An 18794-nucleotide genomic window follows, 5' to 3' on the forward strand; every position below is an offset into this window, starting at 1 on the left:
CACCCGTGCCCCGCGAGGCGCGGGACGCGGGGCACGCGACGGGCAGCACGGCGAGCACGCCCGGGGCCCTGGCCGGTTCGCGCCGGTCAGGGCCCCGCGTCGTATCCGGGCTCCGGAGGCGGCCACGGCAGCCGGACGGTCAGCGTGAACATGCCGTCCTCGGGACCGTAGGCGAGGGTGCCGCCCTCGATCTCCAGCCGCTCCCGCAGCCCCGTCAGCCCGGCACCGGCACCGGGGATCGAGGAGCCGGTGCGCCCGGCCGCGCTGCCGGGCGGCAGCGGGTTGCTGACCCGCACGGTCAGCTCCTGCTCCACGGCGCCCGCCACCCGCACCTCCACAGGCCGGCCCGGCGCATGCTTGCGCGCGTTGGTGAGCCCTTCCTGTACGGCCCGGTAGGCGGTGCGCTGGAGCTGCGGGCGGAGCGGATAGCCGCCCTCGCCGTCGGTCCGCTCGGGCAACGCCAGCTCCAGCCGTACGGTCTGGCCCGCGGCCCGCGCCTCGTCGACCAGTTCGCCCAGCCGCGTCAGATCCGGCTGCGGCCGGGCCCCGTCGGACGCCCCCGGCGTCCCGGTCGCGTCGACGGGGACGCCGGAGGCACCCGGGACATCGTCCTCCTCGTCCTCGCGCAGCACGTGCAGCACGTCGCGCAGCTCCTCCAGCGCCTGGTGCGCGTTGTCGCGGATGACGGTGGCGCTCTCGGCGATCTCCGCGTCGTCCAGTGCGGGGCTCTCGCCCGCGGCCGTGCGCTGCGTCCGGTAGGCGAGCGCGCCCGCGTGCACGGACAGCAGCGAGACGCGGTGCGCGAGCACGTCGTGCATCTCCCGGGCGATCGCCCGCCGCTCGGCGCGCCGCACGTCCGCCAGCCGCCGCGTGTGGTCCGCCTGGGCGCGCACCGCGTCCTCGCGCAGCTTGAGCACGAGCTGGCGCCGCGCCCGGGTCGCGCTGCCCCAGGTGAAGAAGAGCAGATAGAAGACGAGGACGAACGCGGCGACCGTCCAGCGCTCCTCGTGCGGCACCCCGTAGAGCAGCACGTAGGGCAGCGTCGCCGCCAGGTGCAGCAGCAGCACCAGCGCCGCCGTGCGGGGCGGGACGCGCAGCGCCAGATTGAAGATGATGACGGCGAGCGCGCCGACGACGGTGTCGGTCAGCGCCGCGGCGGGCACCGCCGCCAGCGCCACGCCCAGCGGCCACCGGCGCCGCAGCCACAGCGACAGGCAGGCCAGCGCACCCAGCGGCGGGTCGATCGCCACCAGCCAACCGGGCAGGTACGCCTTGGCCTCCGCCTGCTGGAAGAGCGCCGCCCAGCACAGCACCGCCCAGCCGAACAGCAGGACGTCGACGACCCAGTCGCGGGCGCTGCGCCGCACCCGCCGCGGGTCCGGCGTGCCCCCCGCGGTCAGTTCCCCCGGCAGCAGCCGCTGCGCCAGCGCCGAAACGGGAGGGATCGTCATGTCCCGAGCGTATGCGGGCGGCGGCCGGGCGCCCGCCGGGCCGGAACCCGGGCGCCCGCCGGTGCGGGACCGGCCGGGCACCGCCGGGCACCGCCGGGCACCGCGGCGCGACGCGTCAGCGCTTCGCGTACCCCGAGAAGCCCTGCCAGTCGACGAGGACGCAGGGTTCCTGGCCGACGACCCAGGCATCATGCCCGGGCGGGCAGTCCAGGGCGTCACCGGGCCCGATCTCGATCTCCTCGCCGTCGTCCATCACGATCTTCATCCGCCCCGAGACGATGTACCCGGCGTGCGCCGCCTGGCAGCTCTCCGTCCCGGCGATCGGCTTGACGTGCTTGGACCACTGCCAGCCCGGCTGGAACGTCCCCCGGCCCACCTCTCCCCCGGCCAGGTTGACGACCTCCAGTTGCCCCGTACCACCCTCGAAGGGCCGGACCTCGTCCGGCGCGTCGAAGCTCTTGCGAACAAGTCCCGCCATAGCGCGCCTCCCGCGTCGACCGTCCCCCGCTCCATCGTCCGGGCGGCGGAGCGTGATCGCATCCGGGAGGCGGGCGGGGGGCCGGGACGGCTCCGGGGCGCGGCGGCGCGCGGTTGCGGTCGGGACCGGCGCCCGGAGCGGGTGCCGACGACAGACCCCCTGCCCGCGGGAAACCGCGGGCAGGGGGCTTGCTCGTGCTTCGGTGCTACTTCTTGCCCTGGTTCTTCACCGCTTCGACGGCGGCCTTGGCGGCCTCCGGGTCGAGGTAGGTGCCGCCCTTGGTGACCGGTGCGAAGTCGGCGTCCAGGTCGTAGACGAGCGGGATGCCGGTGGGGATGTTGAGGCCGGCGATGTCCTCGTCGGAGATCCCGTCCAGGTGCTTGACCAGGGCGCGCAGCGAGTTGCCGTGCGCGGCGACCAGGACGGTGTGGCCGTCGATCAGGTCCGGGATGATGCCGTCGAACCAGTACGGCAGCATCCGCTCGACGACGTCCTTGAGGCACTCGGTGCGCGGCCGCAGCTCGCTGGGCAGGGCCGCGTAGCGCGGGTCGCCGCTCTGCGAGAACTCGGCGCCGTCCTCCAGGACGGGCGGCGGGGTGTCGTAGGAACGGCGCCAGAGCATGAACTGCTCCTCGCCGAACTCGTCGCGGACCTGGGCCTTGTCCTTGCCCTGGAGCGCACCGTAGTGGCGCTCGTTCAGCCGCCAGGAGCGGCGTACCGGGATCCAGAGGCGGTCCGCGGACTCCAGCGCGAGCTGCGCGGTGCGGATGGCGCGCTTCTGCACGGAGGTGTGCAGTACGTCGGGCAGCAGGCCGGCGTCCTTGAGCAGCTCGCCGCCGCGGACCGCCTCCTTCTCACCCTTCTCCGTGAGGTTGACGTCCACCCACCCGGTGAACAGGTTCTTGGCGTTCCACTCGCTCTCGCCATGGCGGAGCAGGATCAGCTTGTACGGTGCGTCGGCCATACCGGAGAGCCTACGCGCCCCCCGGAAGCCCGGGCGCGAGGTGGGGTCCCGTCGCACAGCGGGGCGGCGAAGTGTGGGGTGCGGCCACATGGGGGCCGGGGGCGGGGTTACCTAGCGTGCGGCGGCATGGTCTCCGCTTCCTCGTCCTCCTCGTCTTCCTCGTCCTCCTGGTCTTCCTCGTCCCCACCCGGCTCCGGCTCCTCCGAGCCCCCGGGGCCCGCGCCGGGCGGGCAGTCGCTGCGCCGGATCGTCGCGGCCAGCCTGGTCGGTACCACCATCGAGTGGTACGACTTCTTCCTCTACGGCTCGGCCGCCGCGCTGGTCTTCAACAAGCTCTTCTTCCCGGACTCCGATCCGCTGGTCGGCACGCTGCTGGCGTTCCTGACCTACGCGGTCGGCTTCGCGGCCCGCCCGGTCGGCGCGCTGGTCTTCGGCCACTACGGCGACCGCGTCGGCCGGAAGAAACTGCTGGTCATCAGCTTGCTGATGATGGGCGGCGCCACGTTCGCGATCGGGCTGCTGCCCACCCACGCGACGGTGGGCGCGTTCGCCCCGGTCCTGCTGACGACGCTGCGGCTGGTGCAGGGTTTCGCGCTGGGCGGCGAGTGGGGCGGCGCAGTGCTGCTGGTCTCCGAGCACGGGGATCCGCGGCGGCGCGGCTTCTGGGCCTCCTGGCCGCAGACCGGAGCCCCGGCCGGTCAGCTGCTGGCCACGGGCGTACTGGCGGCGCTGACGGCGCTGCTGTCCGACGGCGCGTTCGAGAGCTGGGGCTGGCGGATACCGTTCCTGCTCTCCGGGCTGCTGGTGGTGGTCGGTCTGTGGGTGCGGCTGGCCGTGGACGAGTCGCCCGTCTTCCGGGAGGCCCGGGCCCGTGCGGAGGCCCGCAAGGAGCGGGACCGCGCGGCGGGCGCGGACACGGCGGAGGAGCTGCCGCTGCTGGCCGTGCTGCGGCACCACTGGCGGGATGTGCTGGTGGCGATGGGCGCCCGGATGGCGGAGAACATCAGCTTCTACGTACTGACCGCGTTCCTGCTGGTCTATCTGACCGATCACCTGGACCTGTCCAAGCAGACCGGGCTGAACGCGGTGCTGATCGCCTCCGCCGTCCATTTCACCGTCATCCCGCTGTGGGGCGCCCTCTCCGACCGGGTCGGGCGGCGTCCCGTCTACCTCCTGGGCGCTGTCGGCGTCGGGGTGTGGATCTTCCCGTTCTTCGCCCTGCTGGACACCGGCAGCTTCGGGCTGATCCTGCTGGCGGTGACGGTCGGGCTGGTGCTGCACGGGGCGATGTACGCGCCGCAGGCGGCGTTCTTCGCCGAGCTGTTCGCCACCCGGATGCGGTACTCGGGCGCCTCGATCGGCGCGCAGTTCTCGTCGGTGGCGGCCGGTGCTCCGGCCCCGTTGATCGCGACGGCGCTGCTGGCGGAGTTCGACGGTTCGGCGCTGGTGTCGGTGTATGTGATCGCCGCCGCGCTGCTCACCGTCGTGGCGCTGGCCTGTGCGAAGGAGACCCGGGACCGGGACCTGGCGACCGTGGGTGAGCCGGACGCCGCGGCGGCCGGGGCCGCCGGGGCGAGGCCCGCCGCGGGCGGCCCGGGCTCCGCCGGCTCCTCCGGCTCAGCCGCCGAGGGCGCCCGTCAGCCGGTGGAGCCGTAGGGCGAGCTGGATCTCCAGCGCGCGGTGCGGCGCCTGCCAGTCGTCGCCCAGCAGTCGGCCGACCCGCTCCAGCCGCTGGGCGACGGTGTTGACGTGCACGTGCAGGACGTCCTTGGCGCGCACCGGGCTGGCGCCGCTCTCGAAGTACGCGTCGAGAGTGGCGACCAGGTCGGTGCCGCGCCGCCGGTCGTAGTCGAGCGCCGGGCCCAGGACGCGGCGGACGAATCCGGTGACGTCCCGGGTGTCGGCCAGCAGCAGTCCGAGGAAGCCCAGGTCCTCGGCCGCGGCGCCGTCGCCGCGGCGGCCGAGCAGGCTGAGCACGTCCAGGCAGCGCCGGGCCTCCGGGTAGGCGGCGGCGACGGAACCGGGCCGGGTGGCCGGGGACGGTACGGGCGCGGAGGCGCCGACGGTGACCGGGCAGCCCACCGCGCGGCCCAGCTCGGCGGCGGTCCGGCGCGCCGTACCGGAGACGGCATCGGCGGAGTCGGGGCCGGGGTCACCGGAGTCGGGGGCGCCCCGGTCGGTGCCGCGGTCGGTGCCCCGGTCGGTGGCTTCGAGGGGCAGCAGCAGGACGAGTCCGCCGTCCCGGGTCGCGGCCAGGCCGCGGCGGGTGGCGGCCAGATGCGCGGCCGCGGACCACAGGCGCTGCCGTTCCGCCTCGTCGGGGGCCGGCCCGGCGTCGCGCTGCGGCGCCCCGGCGGCGGGCGCGTGCGCCGCGTCCCCGGGCGGGCCGGACGGCGCCCCGGCGGCGGGCGCCGGGTCGAGGCGGGCGGCCAGCACGGTGTGCGGCACGTCCAGGTCGGCGCCCACCCGGGCCGCGCGGTCGCGCAGCAGGTGCGGATCGCGGTGCGCGGCGTCCAGCAGGTCGTCCAGCAGTTCGCCGCGGACCCGCTGTTCGGCCTCGCCGGCCGAGCGGCGGGCGAGTTGCAGCAGCGAGGTGACCATCGCGGCACGCTCCAGGGTGCGCTGGTCCACCGGGGCGAGGTCCGGGTGCCCGTGCAGCAGCAGCGCGCCCAGCAGTTCGCCGCCCGCGGAGACGGCCGCCACCCAGCTGCCGCCCTCGCGCACGGCGTGCCCGTCGCGGCGGGAGCGCTCGACCGCGGCCGGTACGCCGTCGGAGGGGACGGATTGGGAGGGCACGGGACCGGAGAGCGCCCCGTCCGCCGGCCCGGCGCCGGAGGCCGCGCCACCCGCCGGTACGTCGTCGAACCGCACGCCGTCGCGGAACTCGACCCGGCCGCCCAGCACCTCGGCCAGCGCGCGGGTCACGTCGTCCACCCCGCCGCCGCGCAGCACCAGCTCCGTCAGCCGGTCGTGGATGTCGGAGGCGCGGCGGATGGTCTCGTTGACGGCTCGCAGCCCGGCCAGTGCCTGGGTCGTCTCGGTGAGCAGCCGGGTGCTGTCGATCGCGACGGCCGCGTGGGCCGCGAACGAGCGCAGCAGCGCGATCTGCTCCGGTTCGAAGACGCGCTCCCGCCGGTCGGCCGCGTACAGCACGCCGATGACCTCCCGGCCGCCGAGCAGCAGCGGCACCCCGAGGATGGCGACCAGTCCCTCCTCGCCGACGCCCCGGTCGATGGGGAGGGTGTGCTGGAAGCGGGCGTCCCGCGGGTAGTCCTGGGTCGCGTAGGGGCGCGCGGTCTGCGCCACGAGCCCGCCGAGTCCCTCGCCCATGCCGAGCCGCAGCTGCTGGAAGCGGGCCGAGACCGAGCCCTCGGTGACCCGCATGTAGGTGTCGCCGCGCTCGGGGTCGTTGAGGGTCATGTACGCGACCTCGGTGCCGAGCAGGCGGCGGGCGCGCTGGACGATGGCCTGGAGCACGTCGTCGAGGTCGCGGAGTCCGGCGAGGTCGTGCACCGTCTCGAACAGCGCCGTCAGCTCCGCCTCGCGGCGCCGCCTGCCCTCCAGTTCGGCGTGGATGCGCAGCGCGAGCTGCTTGCCGTGTCCGGCGGCGGGCACGGTCCGCCCGGCGGCGGTGTGCGCCGCCGGGTCCTCGTACGCCTCGGCCGGTGCGCCGCGGGCCAGCAGCTCCAGATAGCCGAGGCAGGCGTCCGGCGCGGAGCCGCCCTGCGGGTCAGGGCGTGCGGAGTCCTCGTGGCGTGCGGCCCCGCCCGGCGGTTGGTGGCCCGCGGAGCTCTCGTGGCGTGCGGAGCTGTGGCCGTCGGGACCGTGGTCGGTCGTGCTGTGCATGGGCACAGGGTCAGTGAGCGGTCCAGGCGCCGTCGAGGGGCAGGGAGGAACCCGTGAGGAATCCGGCGGCGGGAGTGCACAGATAGGCGACCGCCTCGACCACCTCGGACGGCTCCAGCAGCCGCTTCAGCGCCGAGTCCGCGAGCAGGACCTCGGACACCACCCGCTCCTCCGGAATGCCGTGCGCCGCGGCCTGGTCCGCGATCTGCCGCTCCACCAACGGGGTGCGCACATACGCCGGGTTGACGCAGTTGGCGGTCACCCCGTGGGCCGCCGCCTCCAGGGCCGTCGTCTTGGAGAGCCCTTCCAGTCCGTGCTTGGCCGCCACGTACGCCGACTTGTAGGCCGAGGCCCGCAGCCCGTGCACGGACGAGATGTGCACGATCCGGCCCCACCCCTGCGCGTACATCCCGGGCAACGCGCCCCGGGTGGTGCGGAACGGCGCCTCCAGCATGAGGGTCAGCATCCGGCGGAACGCGTCGGGCGGGAACTCCTCGATCGGCCGGACGAGCTGCGTACCGGCCGCGTTGACGAGCACGTCGGCGCCGTCCGCGGCACGCTCCGCCGCGTCCAGCCCGTCGGCGTCCGTCAGGTCGAGGGGGTGGGTCTCCACGGGCGTCCCGCCGCCGGGCCCCGCTGCGGCCGCGGCCACCTCGGCCGCCAGCGACGCGAGCCCCTCCGGGTCCAGGTCCACCGCGCGCAGCCGGGCACCCGCCGCCGCGAGCCGCAGCGCACAGGCCCGCCCGATGCCGCTCGCCGCGCCGGTGACCAGCGCCGTCCGGCCGGTCAGATCCAGATGGACGGAGCGGGTCGGTACGGGCGGCTGCGGGGGCGCGGACTCGGACTCGGACTCGGACTCGGACTCGGACTCGGGCTCGGGCTCGGGCGTCATGCCCGCAGCCTAGGAGCGTCCCGCGGGCCCCCGGATGTGGCGTACCTCCGCAGTTCGTGCGGACCGTATGTGCCAGTGCCACATGGGGCCGGCCCGCCGACGGCAAGCCCGTCTCCCCCGTGCGCCCGGGGGCCGGCACGGCGCCCCGTACCCCGTATCTGCGGGCGAACGGGGGCGGGGCGCGCCGATTGACGGCTGCCGTCAATTCGCTGGCGGCGCCATCAGCGCCCTCGGTAACGTGCCCGACGCGGTTCAGCCGCTTACGTCTTTCACCGCATACGTCGGTCGCGGCGGGTGCGGGCACACAGGGGGAGCGGTCATGGCCGGGAACGTGTCGTTCGGCAAGGTGCGGCAGGCTGCCGCCGAGAGCGTCGGGGGGCTGCCCCGCCAGTTCTGGTGGCTGTGGACGAGCACTCTCGTCAACCGGCTCGGCGCCTTCGTGGCGACGTTCCTGGCGCTGTATCTGACCCTGGACCGCGGCTACTCCGCCTCGTACGCCGGTCTCGTCGGCGCCCTCTACGGCCTGGGCGGAGTCGTCTCCTCGCTCGGCGCCGGGGTGCTGACCGACCGCATCGGGCGGCGTCCCACCCTGCTGGCCGCCCAGTTGGCGACGGCCGTCTCCGTCGCGATCCTCGGCCTGGTCACGCACCCGGTGGCGATCGCGCTCGTCGCCGCACTCGTGGGGATGTCCACCAACGCCTCCCGGCCCGCCGTGCAGGCGATGATCGCCGACATCGTCCGCCCCGAGGACCGGGTCAGAGCCTTCTCGTTGAACTATTGGGCCATCAACCTCGGCTTCGCCGTCTCCTCCACCAGCGCCGGACTCATCGCCCAGTACAGCTACCACCTGCTCTTCTTCGGCGAGGCGGCCATGGTGCTGGCCACCGCGCTGATCACGTTCCGGAAGCTGGCCGAGTCCCGGCCCGCCGCGACCGGCTCCCCGACGCCCGCCCCCGGCACCGCCACCGAGGCGGTGCCCGACTCCCGGCCCGACGGCAGCAGCGGCATCTCGCTGTGGACGGTGCTGCGCGACCGGCGCTTCATGGTCGTCGTCGCCCTCAACCTGCTGCTGGCCACCCTCATCCAGCAGGCCTTCGTCTCCCTCCCCATCTCCATGGGCGAGCAGGGACTCACCAGCACCGACTTCGGCACCGTCATCGCCCTCAACGGCGTCCTGATAGTGCTCCTCCAACTCCCCCTCACCCGCTTCATCCAGCACCGCGACCCGGCCAAACTGCTGATCGTCTCCGCGCTGCTGACCGGATACGGCTTCGGACTGAACGCCTTCGCGGCGTCGGCCGCGTTCTACGCCCTCGCCGTCGCCGTCTGGACACTCGGCGAGATGATCAACGCCCCCACCCAGATGGGCCTGGTCGTCCAGCTCTCGCCCACCCACGGCCGGGGCCGCTACCAGGGCGTCTACGCCCTCTCCTGGTCCGTCGCCTCTCTCGGCGCACCCCTGCTGGGCGGCGCCGTCATCGACCGCTTCGGCGCCGACACCCTGTGGACCGCCAGCGCCGCAGTGGGCACCCTCGCCGCCCTCGGCTACGCGCTGCTGCTCCGCAGCATGCGGGCCCACCCCGCCCCGGAGCCGGTGCACTCCCCCGCGGAGACCGCGTCCGCGGAGCGACCGGCTTCCGCGGAGCAAGCTCCTTCCGCGGAGGTCGCCTCCGCGGACCGACCCGCTTCCGCGGAGGCGCCGACGGCACCCCCGGAGCCAGCGGTCTGAGCGCACTTCGGGGCCGCGGCCTGCGCTGCCTGGGGTGAGCGGCGCCTTCCGGCCAGGGCCGCGCATTTTCGCGCAGCGGCGCCACGACCATGCCGCCTCGGTCGGTGATCGGGCCCGGCCTCGCGCCCGTGCCGCAACAGCAGAAGGACCCCGGCTGTCAGGGACTTCGGCGCGTTGCCGTACGTCCCCTACAGCTCGTCGCCGAGTTCGATCTCGAAGTCCACGATCGTGGTGTCTCCGCGACGCACAATCGGGTGCGCGACCTCGACGACCCGGCCATCGGCGGCGATGTGCCGTCGGGTGTAGCGCAGCACGGGCACGCCGCTGCCGATGTGCAGCGTGGACCGCTCATCTTCGCTGGGCATGTCCGCGGTGAACGACTCGGTGACCTTCACAGCGCGGATTCCCAGTGTCCCCAGCTGCGCCCTGGTGCCACCCGGCCAAGGCTCATTGATCGGGTCGGCGACCGGCGTGCCACCTACGTCCGACCAGCGCACATAGCTGGTGGACATCTGCGTCGGCTGATCATTGTCGTGGAAGACGAAGTGCCGTGCGAGGAGACGCTCTCCGGGGTCGCACTCGAACAGCACGGCCAGCTCGGGCCCCGCTTCGACCCGCTCGAACCGTTTGTCGAGCCGGTACTCGGACCAGGAGATGCCCTGATCCCGGGTGAAGGCCGTCGACTGCTTGCCTGGCGTGGCGCGATACCGGTCCGCCGCCATGCGGTGCACCGGCGGGCGTTCCCTCACCCGGGTGCCGGCACGCGCCCGCGACTCGATCAGTCCCTCAGCGCGCAGCAGGCCGAGCACGTTGCGCACAGTCGTTTCCGACACCTCGTACTCGGAGCAGAGGTCGGGAAGGGTCGGCAGGCGCGCCCCGGGAGCGTACTGGCCCGAGGTGATTCGTTGGCGGAGATCAGCCGCAATCCGCGCGTATCCGGGCTGTGCCACCGCCACCTCACCTGTTCGTGTGATCACTGAAATCTGTACTCACATATTCTCCCGCTCCGCTTGACCTACGCCAACTCTCCCGCGATTCTGAGTACAGAAACAAACTATCTGTACACGGATAGTCGCTGATCTGGGGGGCGGAATATGCCTGAAACCGGGCATTCGTGGTGCCGGGCGTTCGAGGCGGTACCAGCGTCCGCCCCTGCGGTACGCCGCTGGACACGGGACCGCACCACCAGAGTCGACGCCCCGGCCATTGCCCACGAGCTCTTCGCCGCCGTCCTGACGACTGAACCGGACGCCGTCGAAATGACCCTTTCCACCGCCGGCGCCCGAGCGCGGATCACCGCGCACGGCGCTCGCGGTCCCCTGGTCTGGCTTGTCGACGAGCCAGGCCGCCGCATTGTGGCCGCGCTGTCCAGGCAATCCGGGTTCACCCACGACGCCCGCGGACTGTGGGCAGATCTCGCATGAGAGGACACCACGTGCACGACACAGAAGTAGGCACCCTCTGGGAGCCGCCCTCCGGCCCCGAGAATCGCCTGGTGCCTGCCGGGATCGCATGGGACGCGGTGCGCGCCCCCTCGCACCTCGCCCGTCCCGCCCTCGCGGCGCTCGGCGACGAAGCAGGCGCTGTCATCCGGGACCCGTACAACGGCGACCTGTACTGGCTCCTGCCTCCTGGTGCGGTCACCGCGTGGGAGCCACTGCCGCAGGTGACGACGTACGGCACGGCCTGCTACGTCGAGATCCCGCCCACCGGTCGCACCGGCGGCCCCGGCCCCTACTGGATTCGCGAGTCGCGCGGCCGACACCTCACCCGGCCCGCCGCGCTGCATGCGGCGCTGGCCACCGCCGTCGGCGGACAGCGGACGGAGAGCGAGTCGTGAACCGCTGCGTCCGATGCCGCATGCGAGGGACCGTCGTCGTGTTCGAGACCTCGGGTGGGAGCTACACCGGGCCGGACGGCGGCCCACCCGGATCCGGCCCACTGACCGGACGCATGTACGCGTGCCGACCGCACGCCGAGGAGATCGCCCGCGAGGACGACGAACGTCAGCGGGCCGCAGATCGAAAGGCCTCCCCCTGATGCGCAGCATCCGGCACCTCGTGATGACCACCTGCGGGATCGCCGGGCCGTTCCTGCTGCTCGCGATCGGCTTCGGCACCGGGTTCACGGTCGCCGCCGCCCTCAGCAGCACCTCATGACTCCCGCCCGCGCCAAAGAGACGCCCGCGCGGCACCTCCCCGGCACCGGCGGGCCGCCACCGGCAGGCGGCAGTCCCTCGTACACCGCCGTCGGCCGGGGGCACACCACCGCACACCCCATGGCGACCGACGGGTCACGCCTCCCCCTCGCCCAGGCCATCGCCGACGAGTTGCAAGGAGCTTCATGAACGACTCGCCCGACCGCGCCCGCTCCCACAGGAAGGCCCTCGCCGACCAGCTCACCACAGCAGGCGCGATCCGCACCCGCCCCTGGGCCGACGCCTTCGCCGACGTTCCCCGGCACCTGTTCGTGCCCCACTGGTACGAGCAGGAGACCGACGCGCGCGGCATCACCGTCTGGCGTGAGCGGCGGGCCACCGGCACGGACGCCGACCTGGCCGCCGTGTACCGCGACCGGACCCTCGTGACCGCGCTCGACCCGGCCACCGCCGAACAGGTCGACGAGACGGCATGGACCGGCATTCCCACCTCCTCCAGCACCCTGCCGAGCCTGATGGCCCGCATGCTCGAAGATCTGGCCGTCGAGGACGGGCACCGCGTGCTGGAGATCGGCACCGGCACCGGCTACAACGCCGCCCTGCTCAGCCGTCGGCTCGGCGGAGCCGTGCACTCCGTCGATGTCGACCCCGGACTTGTCGAGACCGCGCGGCAGCGCCTCGCCGAGGCCGGCTACGTGCCGCGACTCGCGGCCGGCAACGGCTCCCTCGGGCACCCTGCCGGTGGCACGTTCGACCGGATCATCGCCACCTGCTCCGTACCGGCCGTCCCCGACGCATGGCTCGACCACAGCAAGCCCGGCACACTCCTCGTCACCGACCTCGACCTCGGTATCGAAGGCGGACTCGTCAGACTCGGCGTGGACGACGCCCGCAGTGCCGTCGGGCACTTCACCGCGACCTGCGGACGCTTCATGGCCGCCCGCACGGACGCGACCAGCTATCCGGCGCCCCGGTGGCCCGACCGGGCACCTACCGCCGGCACCCGCCCGACGACGGTCGCCGCGGCCGACATCCGGGCCGACTACCCCTTCCGCCTGCTCCTCGCCTTCCACCTGCCCCGCACCCGACTCGTCCACCACATCGACGAAGCCGGTGCGATGGCGCTCCAGCTCAAGCGCCCCGACGGCTCCTGGGCGCGCGCGCCCCTCGCCGACGACCCCACCACCGTCACGCACGGCGGGGTGCGGGATCTGTGGCAGCAGGTCGAAGCGGCCTGGCAGTGGTGGAACGACGCGGGGCGCCCCTCACAGGACCGGTTCGGGTACGCCCGCGAACCGGACGGAAGCGCCTACGCCTGGCACATCCCCGACGGCACCCGCTGGGACCTGCCCGCACCAGTGTGAGCGCCGAACCGAGGACCGGGCCCCTCGCACGGCACCCGGCCACGCCGCACGGGCGGTCACCACGCGCCGCGTGCGGGTCAGGTCTCTCGTGCGGCCAGGCTGCGCAGGGCCCGCGCGTCGGGGGATCCGGGGTCGGCCGTCATCAGGACGACCTCCTGGTCGTCCTCGGGTACGAGCAGGACGTCGCAGTTCAACCGCAGTGCTCCGGCGTCCGGATGGTCCAGGGTCTTGGTGCGGTGCCCGGGGGCGTGGACCGGTCGCGTCTGCCAGATCTGCCGGAACTCCGCGCTCCCGGAGTGGAGTTCGGCCAGCAGTGCGGCCAGCCGCGGGTCGTGCGGATAGCGGTCCGCGGCCCGGCGCAGCCGGGCCACCACGATGTGTCCGAACTCCTCGGCGCTGGTGCTCTCGTACGCCGGTCCCCCGCCGAGGAAGCGGCGGCGGGCCAGGTTCGTCGCCCCGGCCGCGGGGTCGGCGCCGAGCAGGGTCCGGGCCAGGGGGTTCCAGGTGACGACGTCGTACGCCGCGTCGGTGACGAGGGCGCCGGTCTCCGGCAGCCGCTCCAGCATCCGGGCCACATGCGGTCGCACCTGCCGCACCGCGCTGCCGCCGGGGGGCGGCGCGGTCGAGCCGGCCAGCCGGAACAGATGGCTGCGCTCGGCCGGTGCGAGCCGCAGCGCGCGGGCCAGTGCGTCGAGGATCCGGGCCGACGGCCGCGGCCCGCGGGCCTGCTCCAGCCGCGTGTAGTAGTCGACCGACATATGGGCGAGCTCCGCCACCTCTTCGCGGCGCAGACCCGGTGTGCGGCGGTCGGCACCGGCTGTCGCCAGGCCGATCTCGTGCGGGCGCAGGGCCGCCCGGCGGTCCCGCAGATAGTGGGCGAGTTCCTGTCGGGCCATGCCGCCTCCTCCCGCTGCCTGGTACAGGCTGTCCCTGGCAGGACGCCCACGCCAGGAGAAGCATGGTTGCCATGAACACACGCACAGCTCTGGTCACCGGTGCCAACAAGGGCATCGGCAAGGATATCGCCCGGCTGCTCGCCGCCGAGGGGTTCACCGTGTACGTGGGCTCCCGTGATCCGGGGCGCGGGGAGCGGGCCGCGGCGGAGATCGGCTCCGGGGCCCGCCCGCTGGTCCTCGACGTGACGGATCCGGACGGCATCGAACGAGCCGCGGCTCGGCTGGACCGTCTGGACGTACTGGTCAACAACGCAGGCATCTCGCCGTCCCTCGCCCCGCCGGCCGAATCCGGCATCGAGGAGTACCGGCGCACATTCGAGACCAATGTGTTCGGTGTGGCGGCGGTCACCAACGCCTTCCTGCCCGCGCTGCGCCGGTCCCCGCGTCCGCGCATCGTCAACGTCTCCAGCGGCACCGCGTCGCTGACCTGGAGCACCTCACCCAATCCGCAGTTCGCCCCGGGCACCGGCGGCGCCGCCGCCTACCGGTCGTCCAAGGCGGCCCTCAACGCCCTCACCGTCCTGTACGCACAGACGCTGGCCGAGGACGGCTTCAAGATCAACGCGCTCGCCCCCGGCCTGCGCGCCACCGACCTCAACCCGCAGGCCGCCGCTGCCGGCGGCGATCCGGCCGAGGCCGCGCAGGGCGCCCTCCGTCTGGCCCTGCTGCCGGACGACGGCCCCACCGGCGGCTTCTTCTCCTGGGACGGAACACCCGTGCCCTGGTGAGCGGTCCGGGCGGCACCGAGGACGGTCGCGCATACCACGTGGTGTTCAATAAGGCCGACACACAAGCCACTTGAGCCACACACGGACAACGGGGAGCACACATGAGAACACTCGGGCGCGCGCTGCTGGCGGTTCCCGCCGCCGTACTGATCACCGCCGGAACGGCGACCGCGGCAGCCGCCGCGAACGGCACCCCGAGCAGTGCGCCGCCGTCGAGCGCCCCATGCGTGTCGACGTCCGGTGCGAAGGCATGCTTCGTCGCGAACGGGGACGCGGTCTACGTCAAGGACACCAAGGCCAACGGCGACTCCGTCGCGGGCACGCTCAAGTCGAGGCTCCCGTCGCGCTGGGGCCGCGAGTGCTTCAACAGCCGGGGCGCGGCCGCCGGCTGGGTGAAGTGCAGCTTCAACGTACCGGAGTACGAATGGGCCGACCTGTGGGCCGTGAACAAGCCCTTCATCGGCAGCCAGAACTCCACGGGGGTCTACACCAGCCCCATCATCTGAGGCGCGGCCGGTCGGTCGGGCGGCCGGTCGGGCGGGACGACCCGGCCGGCCGCCGACCGCCCACCGGGGCACCGGCGGCCGAGGCCCGACGTCACCTCCCCGCCCCCGCCAACGGCTCAGGCCGTGATCTGACCGAGCGCCAACTGCACCAGCAGGAGCAGCAGCAGGATGCCCAGGCCGATGCCGGCCGCCCGGGCGCCGCGCCGGACCGCGAACATGGCGACCAACGTGCCCAGCGTCGTCAGCGGCACTCCGACGCTGTCCGTGACCGTCAGCGCGGTTCCGAACCGGAGCGGGCCGCGGACGCCGTCCTGGCAGGCCGAACAGGAGATGGCCAGCAGCGGGCCGAAGACGAACACCATGGCGCCGAAGAGCAGGACCGCGGCGGCCAGAAGTACCAGCCCCGACCACTCGGCTGCGGTACGCGGACGCGGGCGCTCCGCGGCGGGCCCGGCGGCGGAGTCGGCGTTCCGGGGCGCGGTCGCCGCAGTGCTGTTCGGTTCCATGGGAGGGAACGTACGGACCGTGCGGGGACGCGACCATCCGTCCTCGTACTCATCCGCCGATGAGTATTCAGCTGCGGATCCGGGCACGCTCCGTGACCGGCGTATCCCGGCGACCGGGTCTTCGGTCACGGAGCGCTACCGCATAGGCCGGGAGGGCCGGGGTACCGCCGGGGGGAGAGTGACCCGGCACCGGACGCCGAGCAGCGAAAGGCTGGTGCGCACCATGACGACGACGCATGAGGCCCCGCCCCGGAGCCACGAGGCAGGCCACGAGGCCCCGCCCGGGACATCCGAATCCCCGCCGCGCGCGGACGCGGGCGGCGAGGAGTCGGTCGGCAGGCTGGTACAGCACGCCTCGGAGCAGGTCTCCCAGCTGATGCGGCAGGAACTGCAACTGGCGCAGGCCGAGATGCGGCAGAAGGGCAAGCGCTTCGGCCTCGGCGGCGGCATGTTCGGCGGAGCGGGAGTGCTGGGCTTCGTCGCCCTCCAGGCGCTCGCGGCCACCGTCATCGTCGCCCTCGACCTGGTGCTGCCGCTGTGGCTCGCGGCCCTGGTGGTGACCGCCGCGCTGGCGGTCGTCGCGGGGACGCTGGCCGTGCTCGGCAAGGGCCAGATCGGCAAGGCGACGCCGGCGAAGCCCGAGGAGACGGTACAGAGCCTGAAAGCGGATGTCGCCGAGGTGAAGGAGAGGTCGCACCGATGACGCAGAGCCCCCACAGTCACGGTTCCGCGGCGAGCCCGGCGGAGCTGCGCGCCCAGGTGGAGGAGACCCGCCGGGAACTCGGCGAGACCGTCGAGGCGCTGGCGGCGCGCGCGGACATCAAGGCACACGGGCAGCGGAAGGCCGCCCAGCTGAAGGCGAGAGCGCGGCACGCCGGGGAGACCACCCGCGGCGGCACCCTGCCGGCCGCCGGTGGCGCGACGTTGGTCGCCGTGGCCCTGTTCCTGCGGCACGCCAGGCGGAAGCATGGCGGAGCGCAGTCGGACTTGCCGGTGATCCGTCGGCATGCGGCCGGGGGCAGGCGGCGCCTCGGCGTGCAGGGCCACCGCGTGCATGGCCACCGAGCGGGTCCGAGAGGCCACCGGCCCGGAGGAGGAAGCACCCGGCACCACCGTCCTGGACAGCGGCCGGCGTGACGTTGCTGTCGGCGGCCCGCGAGGCGATGCGGCGCGCGCTCATCCCTCGCGTGGCGCGCGCTCAGCCCTCGCGTTCGGTCAGGTGCGTGAACGCGTCCAGGTTCCGGGTGGACTCGCCGCGCGCGGTGCGCCAGGCGTACTCCTTGCGGATGGCGTTGGCGAAGCCCATCTCCAGCAGGGTGTTGAAGGAGCCGTCGGCGTTCTCCAGGACGCTGCCGAGCAGGCGGTCGATCTCCTCGCCGGTGACGGAGGCCAGCGGCAGCCGCCCCACGAGGTAGATGTCGCCGTGCCCGTCGATCGCGTAACCGACGCCGTACAGCTTGGTGTTGCGCTCCAGGAGCCAGCGGTGCACGGCGGCGTGGTTCTCGTCCGGGTTGCGCACGACAAAGGCGTTGACCGAGAGGGAGTGCGCGCCGACCGCCAGTGAGCAGGTGGTCTGCAACTTCCGGGTGCCCGGGAGCGTGACGACGTACGTGCCCTCCGCCGGGCTCTCCCACTCCAGCTCGGCGTCGTTCAGTGTCCGCTCGATCGCCGCACGTGCGGCGGCAGCAACGTCACCCATGCGGCGATCGTAGGCGACGGCGCCGCTCCTGCAACGCGGCGGCGTACACCTCGGCGGTGGACCCCGCGGCGGCGGCCCAGCCGAAGCCCTGCGCGTGCCGGGCGGCGGCGGTGCCGAGCCGGTCCGGGAGGTGCGGGTCGTCGGCGAAGCGGCGCAGGGCGCGGGCGTACTCGGCGGGGTCGTGCCCGGCGACCAGGTAGCCGCTGACGCCGTCCCGCACGGCGACCGGGAGCCCGCCGACGGCGGCGGCCACCACGGGGGTGCCGCACGCCTGGGCCTCGACGGCGACCAGGCCGAAGGACTCGCTGTAGGACGGCATGACCAGCACGGAGGCGGCCCGGTACCAGTCGGCGAGCTGCTCCTGGCCGACCGGCGGCCGGAAGGCGACCAGGTCGGCGATGCCCAGCCGGGCGGCGAGCTTCTGCAACCCCTCCGGCTTGGCGAGTCCGCTGCCGCTGGGCCCGCCCACCACGGGCACCACCATCCGGCGGCGCAGCGAGGGGTCCTCGTCCACCAGCCGGGCGACCGCGCGCAGCAGCACGTCCGGGGCCTTGAGCGGCTGGATGCGGCCGGCGAAGAGGGGGATCAGCGCGTCCTGGGGCAGGCCGAGCCGGGCCCGCGCGGCGGCGCGGCCGTCCGCGGGCCGGAAGCGGTCGAGGTTGACGCCGGGGTGGACGACGGCGGTGCGGTCGCGGGGTGCCTCGTAGTGGTGGACGAGGTCGCCGGCCTCCTCGTCGGTGTTGGCCACCAGCCGGTCGGCGGCGCGCACGATCTGCGTCTCGCCGATGACGCGGGCGGGCGGCTCGGGGGTGTCGCCGTCGGCGAGGGCGGCGTTCTTGACCTTGGCCATGGTGTGCATGGCGTGCACCAGCGGGACGCCCCAGCGCTGGGCGGCCAGCCAGCCGACGTGCCCGGACAGCCAGTAGTGGGAGTGCACCAGGTCGTAGTAGCCGGGCCGGTGGCCGGCCCACACCTGCATCACTCCGTGCGTGAAGGCGCACAGTTGCGCGGGCAGCTCCTCCTTGGAGAGGCCCTCGTAGGGGCCCGCGTCGATGTGCCGCACGAGGACGCCGGGTGCCAGCTCCACCGTGGGGGCCAGGGTGCCGGTCGTGGCGCGGGTGAAGATCTCGATCTCGGTGCCCTGCGCTGCGAGCTGCCGCGCCAGTTCGACGATGTAGACGTTCATGCCGCCCGCGTCGCCGGTGCCCGGCTGGTGCAGCGGAGAGGTGTGGACGCTGAGCATCGCCACCCGGCGGGCCCGGCGCGGGCCGGTCAGGCGCAGCAGCGGGGGCCTGGACTGGTACGGGAGGGCGGAGCGTCCGCCGCGCCGCTGACCGAGCCGGGACACGTGGTGGCTCACGGTTCCGATGCCTCCTCCGTTGCGGACGGTGCGGTCCGGGACACGGTGCGGTACGAGGTCGCGGCAGCCGCGACCCGGCCACGCGCGGCCCGCGTGCGAGAACAGCGGAAAGGTTGCTCCGTCTTCCCGCTCCGCGGCCGAATTTGCCGAACTGTGA

The 18794-nt window shown here is 73.8% G+C and carries 18 protein-coding genes; 8 read left to right on the plus strand and 10 right to left on the minus strand.

The genetic code is table 11. The features are described from left to right. Window positions 1-86 precede the first annotated feature (86 nt). The 3 genes from A949_RS0106540 to A949_RS0106550 all read right to left on the minus strand — a co-directional run bounded on the left by A949_RS0106540 (window position 87) and on the right by A949_RS0106550 (window position 2893). A complete protein-coding gene (locus A949_RS0106540; protein ID WP_019355199.1) occupies window positions 87-1451 on the minus strand; it encodes a sensor histidine kinase in 1365 nt (454 codons plus the stop codon). Window positions 1452-1566: 115 nt separating this feature from the next. Next, window positions 1567-1929, minus strand: a complete 363-nt coding sequence (locus A949_RS0106545; RefSeq protein ID WP_019355200.1) for a cupin domain-containing protein — start codon at window positions 1927-1929, stop codon at window positions 1567-1569. 205 nt (window positions 1930-2134) lie between these two features. Then, window positions 2135-2893 (minus strand): phosphoglyceromutase, encoded by a 759-nt coding sequence (locus A949_RS0106550; RefSeq protein ID WP_019355201.1) that lies wholly within the window; start codon window positions 2891-2893, stop codon window positions 2135-2137. Window positions 2894-3019: 126 nt separating this feature from the next. Here A949_RS0106550 and A949_RS0106555 point away from each other — a divergent pair, with 126 nt between their 5' ends. After that, the gene (locus tag A949_RS0106555) at window positions 3020-4549 is read left to right on the plus strand and encodes an MFS transporter (protein WP_019355202.1); all 1530 of its coding nucleotides are present in this window, start codon (window positions 3020-3022) and stop codon (window positions 4547-4549) included. Here the strand turns inward: A949_RS0106555 and A949_RS0106560 are convergent. Both A949_RS0106560 and A949_RS0106565 read right to left on the minus strand, forming a co-directional pair. Beyond that, window positions 4511-6739: a helix-turn-helix domain-containing protein gene (locus A949_RS0106560; protein ID WP_019355203.1), complete on the minus strand. Its 2229-nt coding sequence runs from the start codon at window positions 6737-6739 to the stop codon at window positions 4511-4513. The two genes, A949_RS0106555 and A949_RS0106560, sit on opposite strands and share 39 nt — an antisense overlap. Before the next feature lie 10 nt (window positions 6740-6749). Next, on the minus strand, window positions 6750-7631 hold the full coding sequence (locus A949_RS0106565; protein ID WP_019355204.1) for a 3-hydroxybutyrate dehydrogenase: 882 nt from the start codon (window positions 7629-7631) through the stop codon (window positions 6750-6752). Between the two features lie 319 nt (window positions 7632-7950). Here A949_RS0106565 and A949_RS0106570 point away from each other — a divergent pair, with 319 nt between their 5' ends. Further along, window positions 7951-9360, plus strand: a complete 1410-nt coding sequence (locus A949_RS0106570; protein WP_019355205.1) for an MDR family MFS transporter — start codon at window positions 7951-7953, stop codon at window positions 9358-9360. Window positions 9361-9548: 188 nt separating this feature from the next. Here the strand turns inward: A949_RS0106570 and A949_RS0106575 are convergent, their stop codons facing one another. Beyond that, on the minus strand, window positions 9549-10310 hold the full coding sequence (locus A949_RS0106575) for a GntR family transcriptional regulator (protein WP_026004395.1): 762 nt from the start codon (window positions 10308-10310) through the stop codon (window positions 9549-9551). A 485-nt stretch (window positions 10311-10795) separates the two neighbouring features. On the opposite strand from A949_RS0106575, the gene A949_RS32690 reads away from it, so the two are divergent. Further along, on the plus strand, window positions 10796-11200 hold the full coding sequence (locus tag A949_RS32690) for a hypothetical protein (protein ID WP_019355207.1): 405 nt from the start codon (window positions 10796-10798) through the stop codon (window positions 11198-11200). A gap of 503 nt (window positions 11201-11703) precedes the next feature. After that, window positions 11704-12882 (plus strand): methyltransferase domain-containing protein, encoded by a 1179-nt coding sequence (locus A949_RS0106590; protein WP_019355209.1) that lies wholly within the window; start codon window positions 11704-11706, stop codon window positions 12880-12882. A gap of 77 nt (window positions 12883-12959) precedes the next feature. Here the strand turns inward: A949_RS0106590 and A949_RS0106595 are convergent, their stop codons facing one another. Beyond that, the gene (locus tag A949_RS0106595; protein ID WP_019355210.1) at window positions 12960-13778 is read right to left on the minus strand and encodes a helix-turn-helix transcriptional regulator; all 819 of its coding nucleotides are present in this window, start codon (window positions 13776-13778) and stop codon (window positions 12960-12962) included. 71 nt (window positions 13779-13849) lie between these two features. Between A949_RS0106595 and A949_RS0106600 the strand changes: the two genes are divergently transcribed. Both A949_RS0106600 and A949_RS0106605 read left to right on the plus strand, forming a co-directional pair. Beyond that, window positions 13850-14566, plus strand: a complete 717-nt coding sequence (locus A949_RS0106600; protein WP_019355211.1) for an SDR family oxidoreductase — start codon at window positions 13850-13852, stop codon at window positions 14564-14566. A gap of 101 nt (window positions 14567-14667) precedes the next feature. Continuing rightward, on the plus strand, window positions 14668-15072 hold the full coding sequence (locus A949_RS0106605) for a hypothetical protein (RefSeq protein ID WP_019355212.1): 405 nt from the start codon (window positions 14668-14670) through the stop codon (window positions 15070-15072). A gap of 116 nt (window positions 15073-15188) precedes the next feature. On the opposite strand, the gene A949_RS0106610 is transcribed toward A949_RS0106605, so the two are convergent. After that, window positions 15189-15578, minus strand: coding sequence for a hypothetical protein (locus A949_RS0106610; RefSeq protein WP_019355213.1), 390 nt, complete (start codon window positions 15576-15578; stop codon window positions 15189-15191). Between the two features lie 223 nt (window positions 15579-15801). On the opposite strand from A949_RS0106610, the gene A949_RS0106615 reads away from it, so the two are divergent. Next, complete coding sequence (locus A949_RS0106615) at window positions 15802-16281, plus strand: phage holin family protein (RefSeq protein WP_078565355.1); 480 nt, start codon at window positions 15802-15804, stop codon at window positions 16279-16281. Beyond that, window positions 16278-16715: a DUF3618 domain-containing protein gene (locus tag A949_RS35450; RefSeq protein WP_019355215.1), complete on the plus strand. Its 438-nt coding sequence runs from the start codon at window positions 16278-16280 to the stop codon at window positions 16713-16715. The genes A949_RS0106615 and A949_RS35450 overlap by 4 nt, the downstream gene beginning before the upstream one ends. 61 nt (window positions 16716-16776) lie before the next feature. Here the strand turns inward: A949_RS35450 and A949_RS0106625 are convergent, their stop codons facing one another. Then, window positions 16777-17277, minus strand: a complete 501-nt coding sequence (locus A949_RS0106625; protein ID WP_019355216.1) for a YbjN domain-containing protein — start codon at window positions 17275-17277, stop codon at window positions 16777-16779. Further along, entirely contained in the window at window positions 17270-18637 is a 1368-nt protein-coding gene (gene mshA / locus A949_RS0106630; RefSeq protein ID WP_019355217.1) for a D-inositol-3-phosphate glycosyltransferase, read from the minus strand. The genes A949_RS0106625 and mshA overlap by 8 nt, the downstream gene beginning before the upstream one ends. Window positions 18638-18794 lie beyond the last annotated feature (157 nt).

The organism is Streptomyces sp. AA1529 (assembly GCF_000280905.1).
Lineage (GTDB): Bacteria > Actinomycetota > Actinomycetes > Streptomycetales > Streptomycetaceae > Streptomyces.

Excerpts from the sequence above, each read along its gene's own strand:
- A949_RS0106600 (WP_019355211.1), top strand. The coding sequence starts at position 13,850 with ATGAACACACGCACAGCTCTGGTCACCGGTGCCAACAAGGGCATCGGC.
- A949_RS0106540 (WP_019355199.1), bottom strand. The coding sequence starts at position 1,451 with ATGACGATCCCTCCCGTTTCGGCGCTGGCGCAGCGGCTGCTGCCGGGG.
- A949_RS0106545 (WP_019355200.1), bottom strand. The coding sequence starts at position 1,929 with ATGGCGGGACTTGTTCGCAAGAGCTTCGACGCGCCGGACGAGGTCCGG.
- A949_RS0106595 (WP_019355210.1), bottom strand. The coding sequence starts at position 13,778 with ATGGCCCGACAGGAACTCGCCCACTATCTGCGGGACCGCCGGGCGGCC.
- A949_RS0106610 (WP_019355213.1), bottom strand. The coding sequence starts at position 15,578 with ATGGAACCGAACAGCACTGCGGCGACCGCGCCCCGGAACGCCGACTCC.
- A949_RS0106625 (WP_019355216.1), bottom strand. The coding sequence starts at position 17,277 with ATGGGTGACGTTGCTGCCGCCGCACGTGCGGCGATCGAGCGGACACTG.
- A949_RS0106605 (WP_019355212.1), top strand. The coding sequence starts at position 14,668 with ATGAGAACACTCGGGCGCGCGCTGCTGGCGGTTCCCGCCGCCGTACTG.
- A949_RS0106570 (WP_019355205.1), top strand. The coding sequence starts at position 7,951 with ATGGCCGGGAACGTGTCGTTCGGCAAGGTGCGGCAGGCTGCCGCCGAG.
- A949_RS0106590 (WP_019355209.1), top strand. The coding sequence starts at position 11,704 with ATGAACGACTCGCCCGACCGCGCCCGCTCCCACAGGAAGGCCCTCGCC.
- A949_RS0106615 (WP_078565355.1), top strand. The coding sequence starts at position 15,802 with ATGACGACGACGCATGAGGCCCCGCCCCGGAGCCACGAGGCAGGCCAC.
- A949_RS0106560 (WP_019355203.1), bottom strand. The coding sequence starts at position 6,739 with ATGCACAGCACGACCGACCACGGTCCCGACGGCCACAGCTCCGCACGC.
- A949_RS35450 (WP_019355215.1), top strand. The coding sequence starts at position 16,278 with ATGACGCAGAGCCCCCACAGTCACGGTTCCGCGGCGAGCCCGGCGGAG.
- A949_RS0106555 (WP_019355202.1), top strand. The coding sequence starts at position 3,020 with ATGGTCTCCGCTTCCTCGTCCTCCTCGTCTTCCTCGTCCTCCTGGTCT.
- A949_RS0106550 (WP_019355201.1), bottom strand. The coding sequence starts at position 2,893 with ATGGCCGACGCACCGTACAAGCTGATCCTGCTCCGCCATGGCGAGAGC.
- A949_RS0106565 (WP_019355204.1), bottom strand. The coding sequence starts at position 7,631 with ATGACGCCCGAGCCCGAGCCCGAGTCCGAGTCCGAGTCCGAGTCCGAG.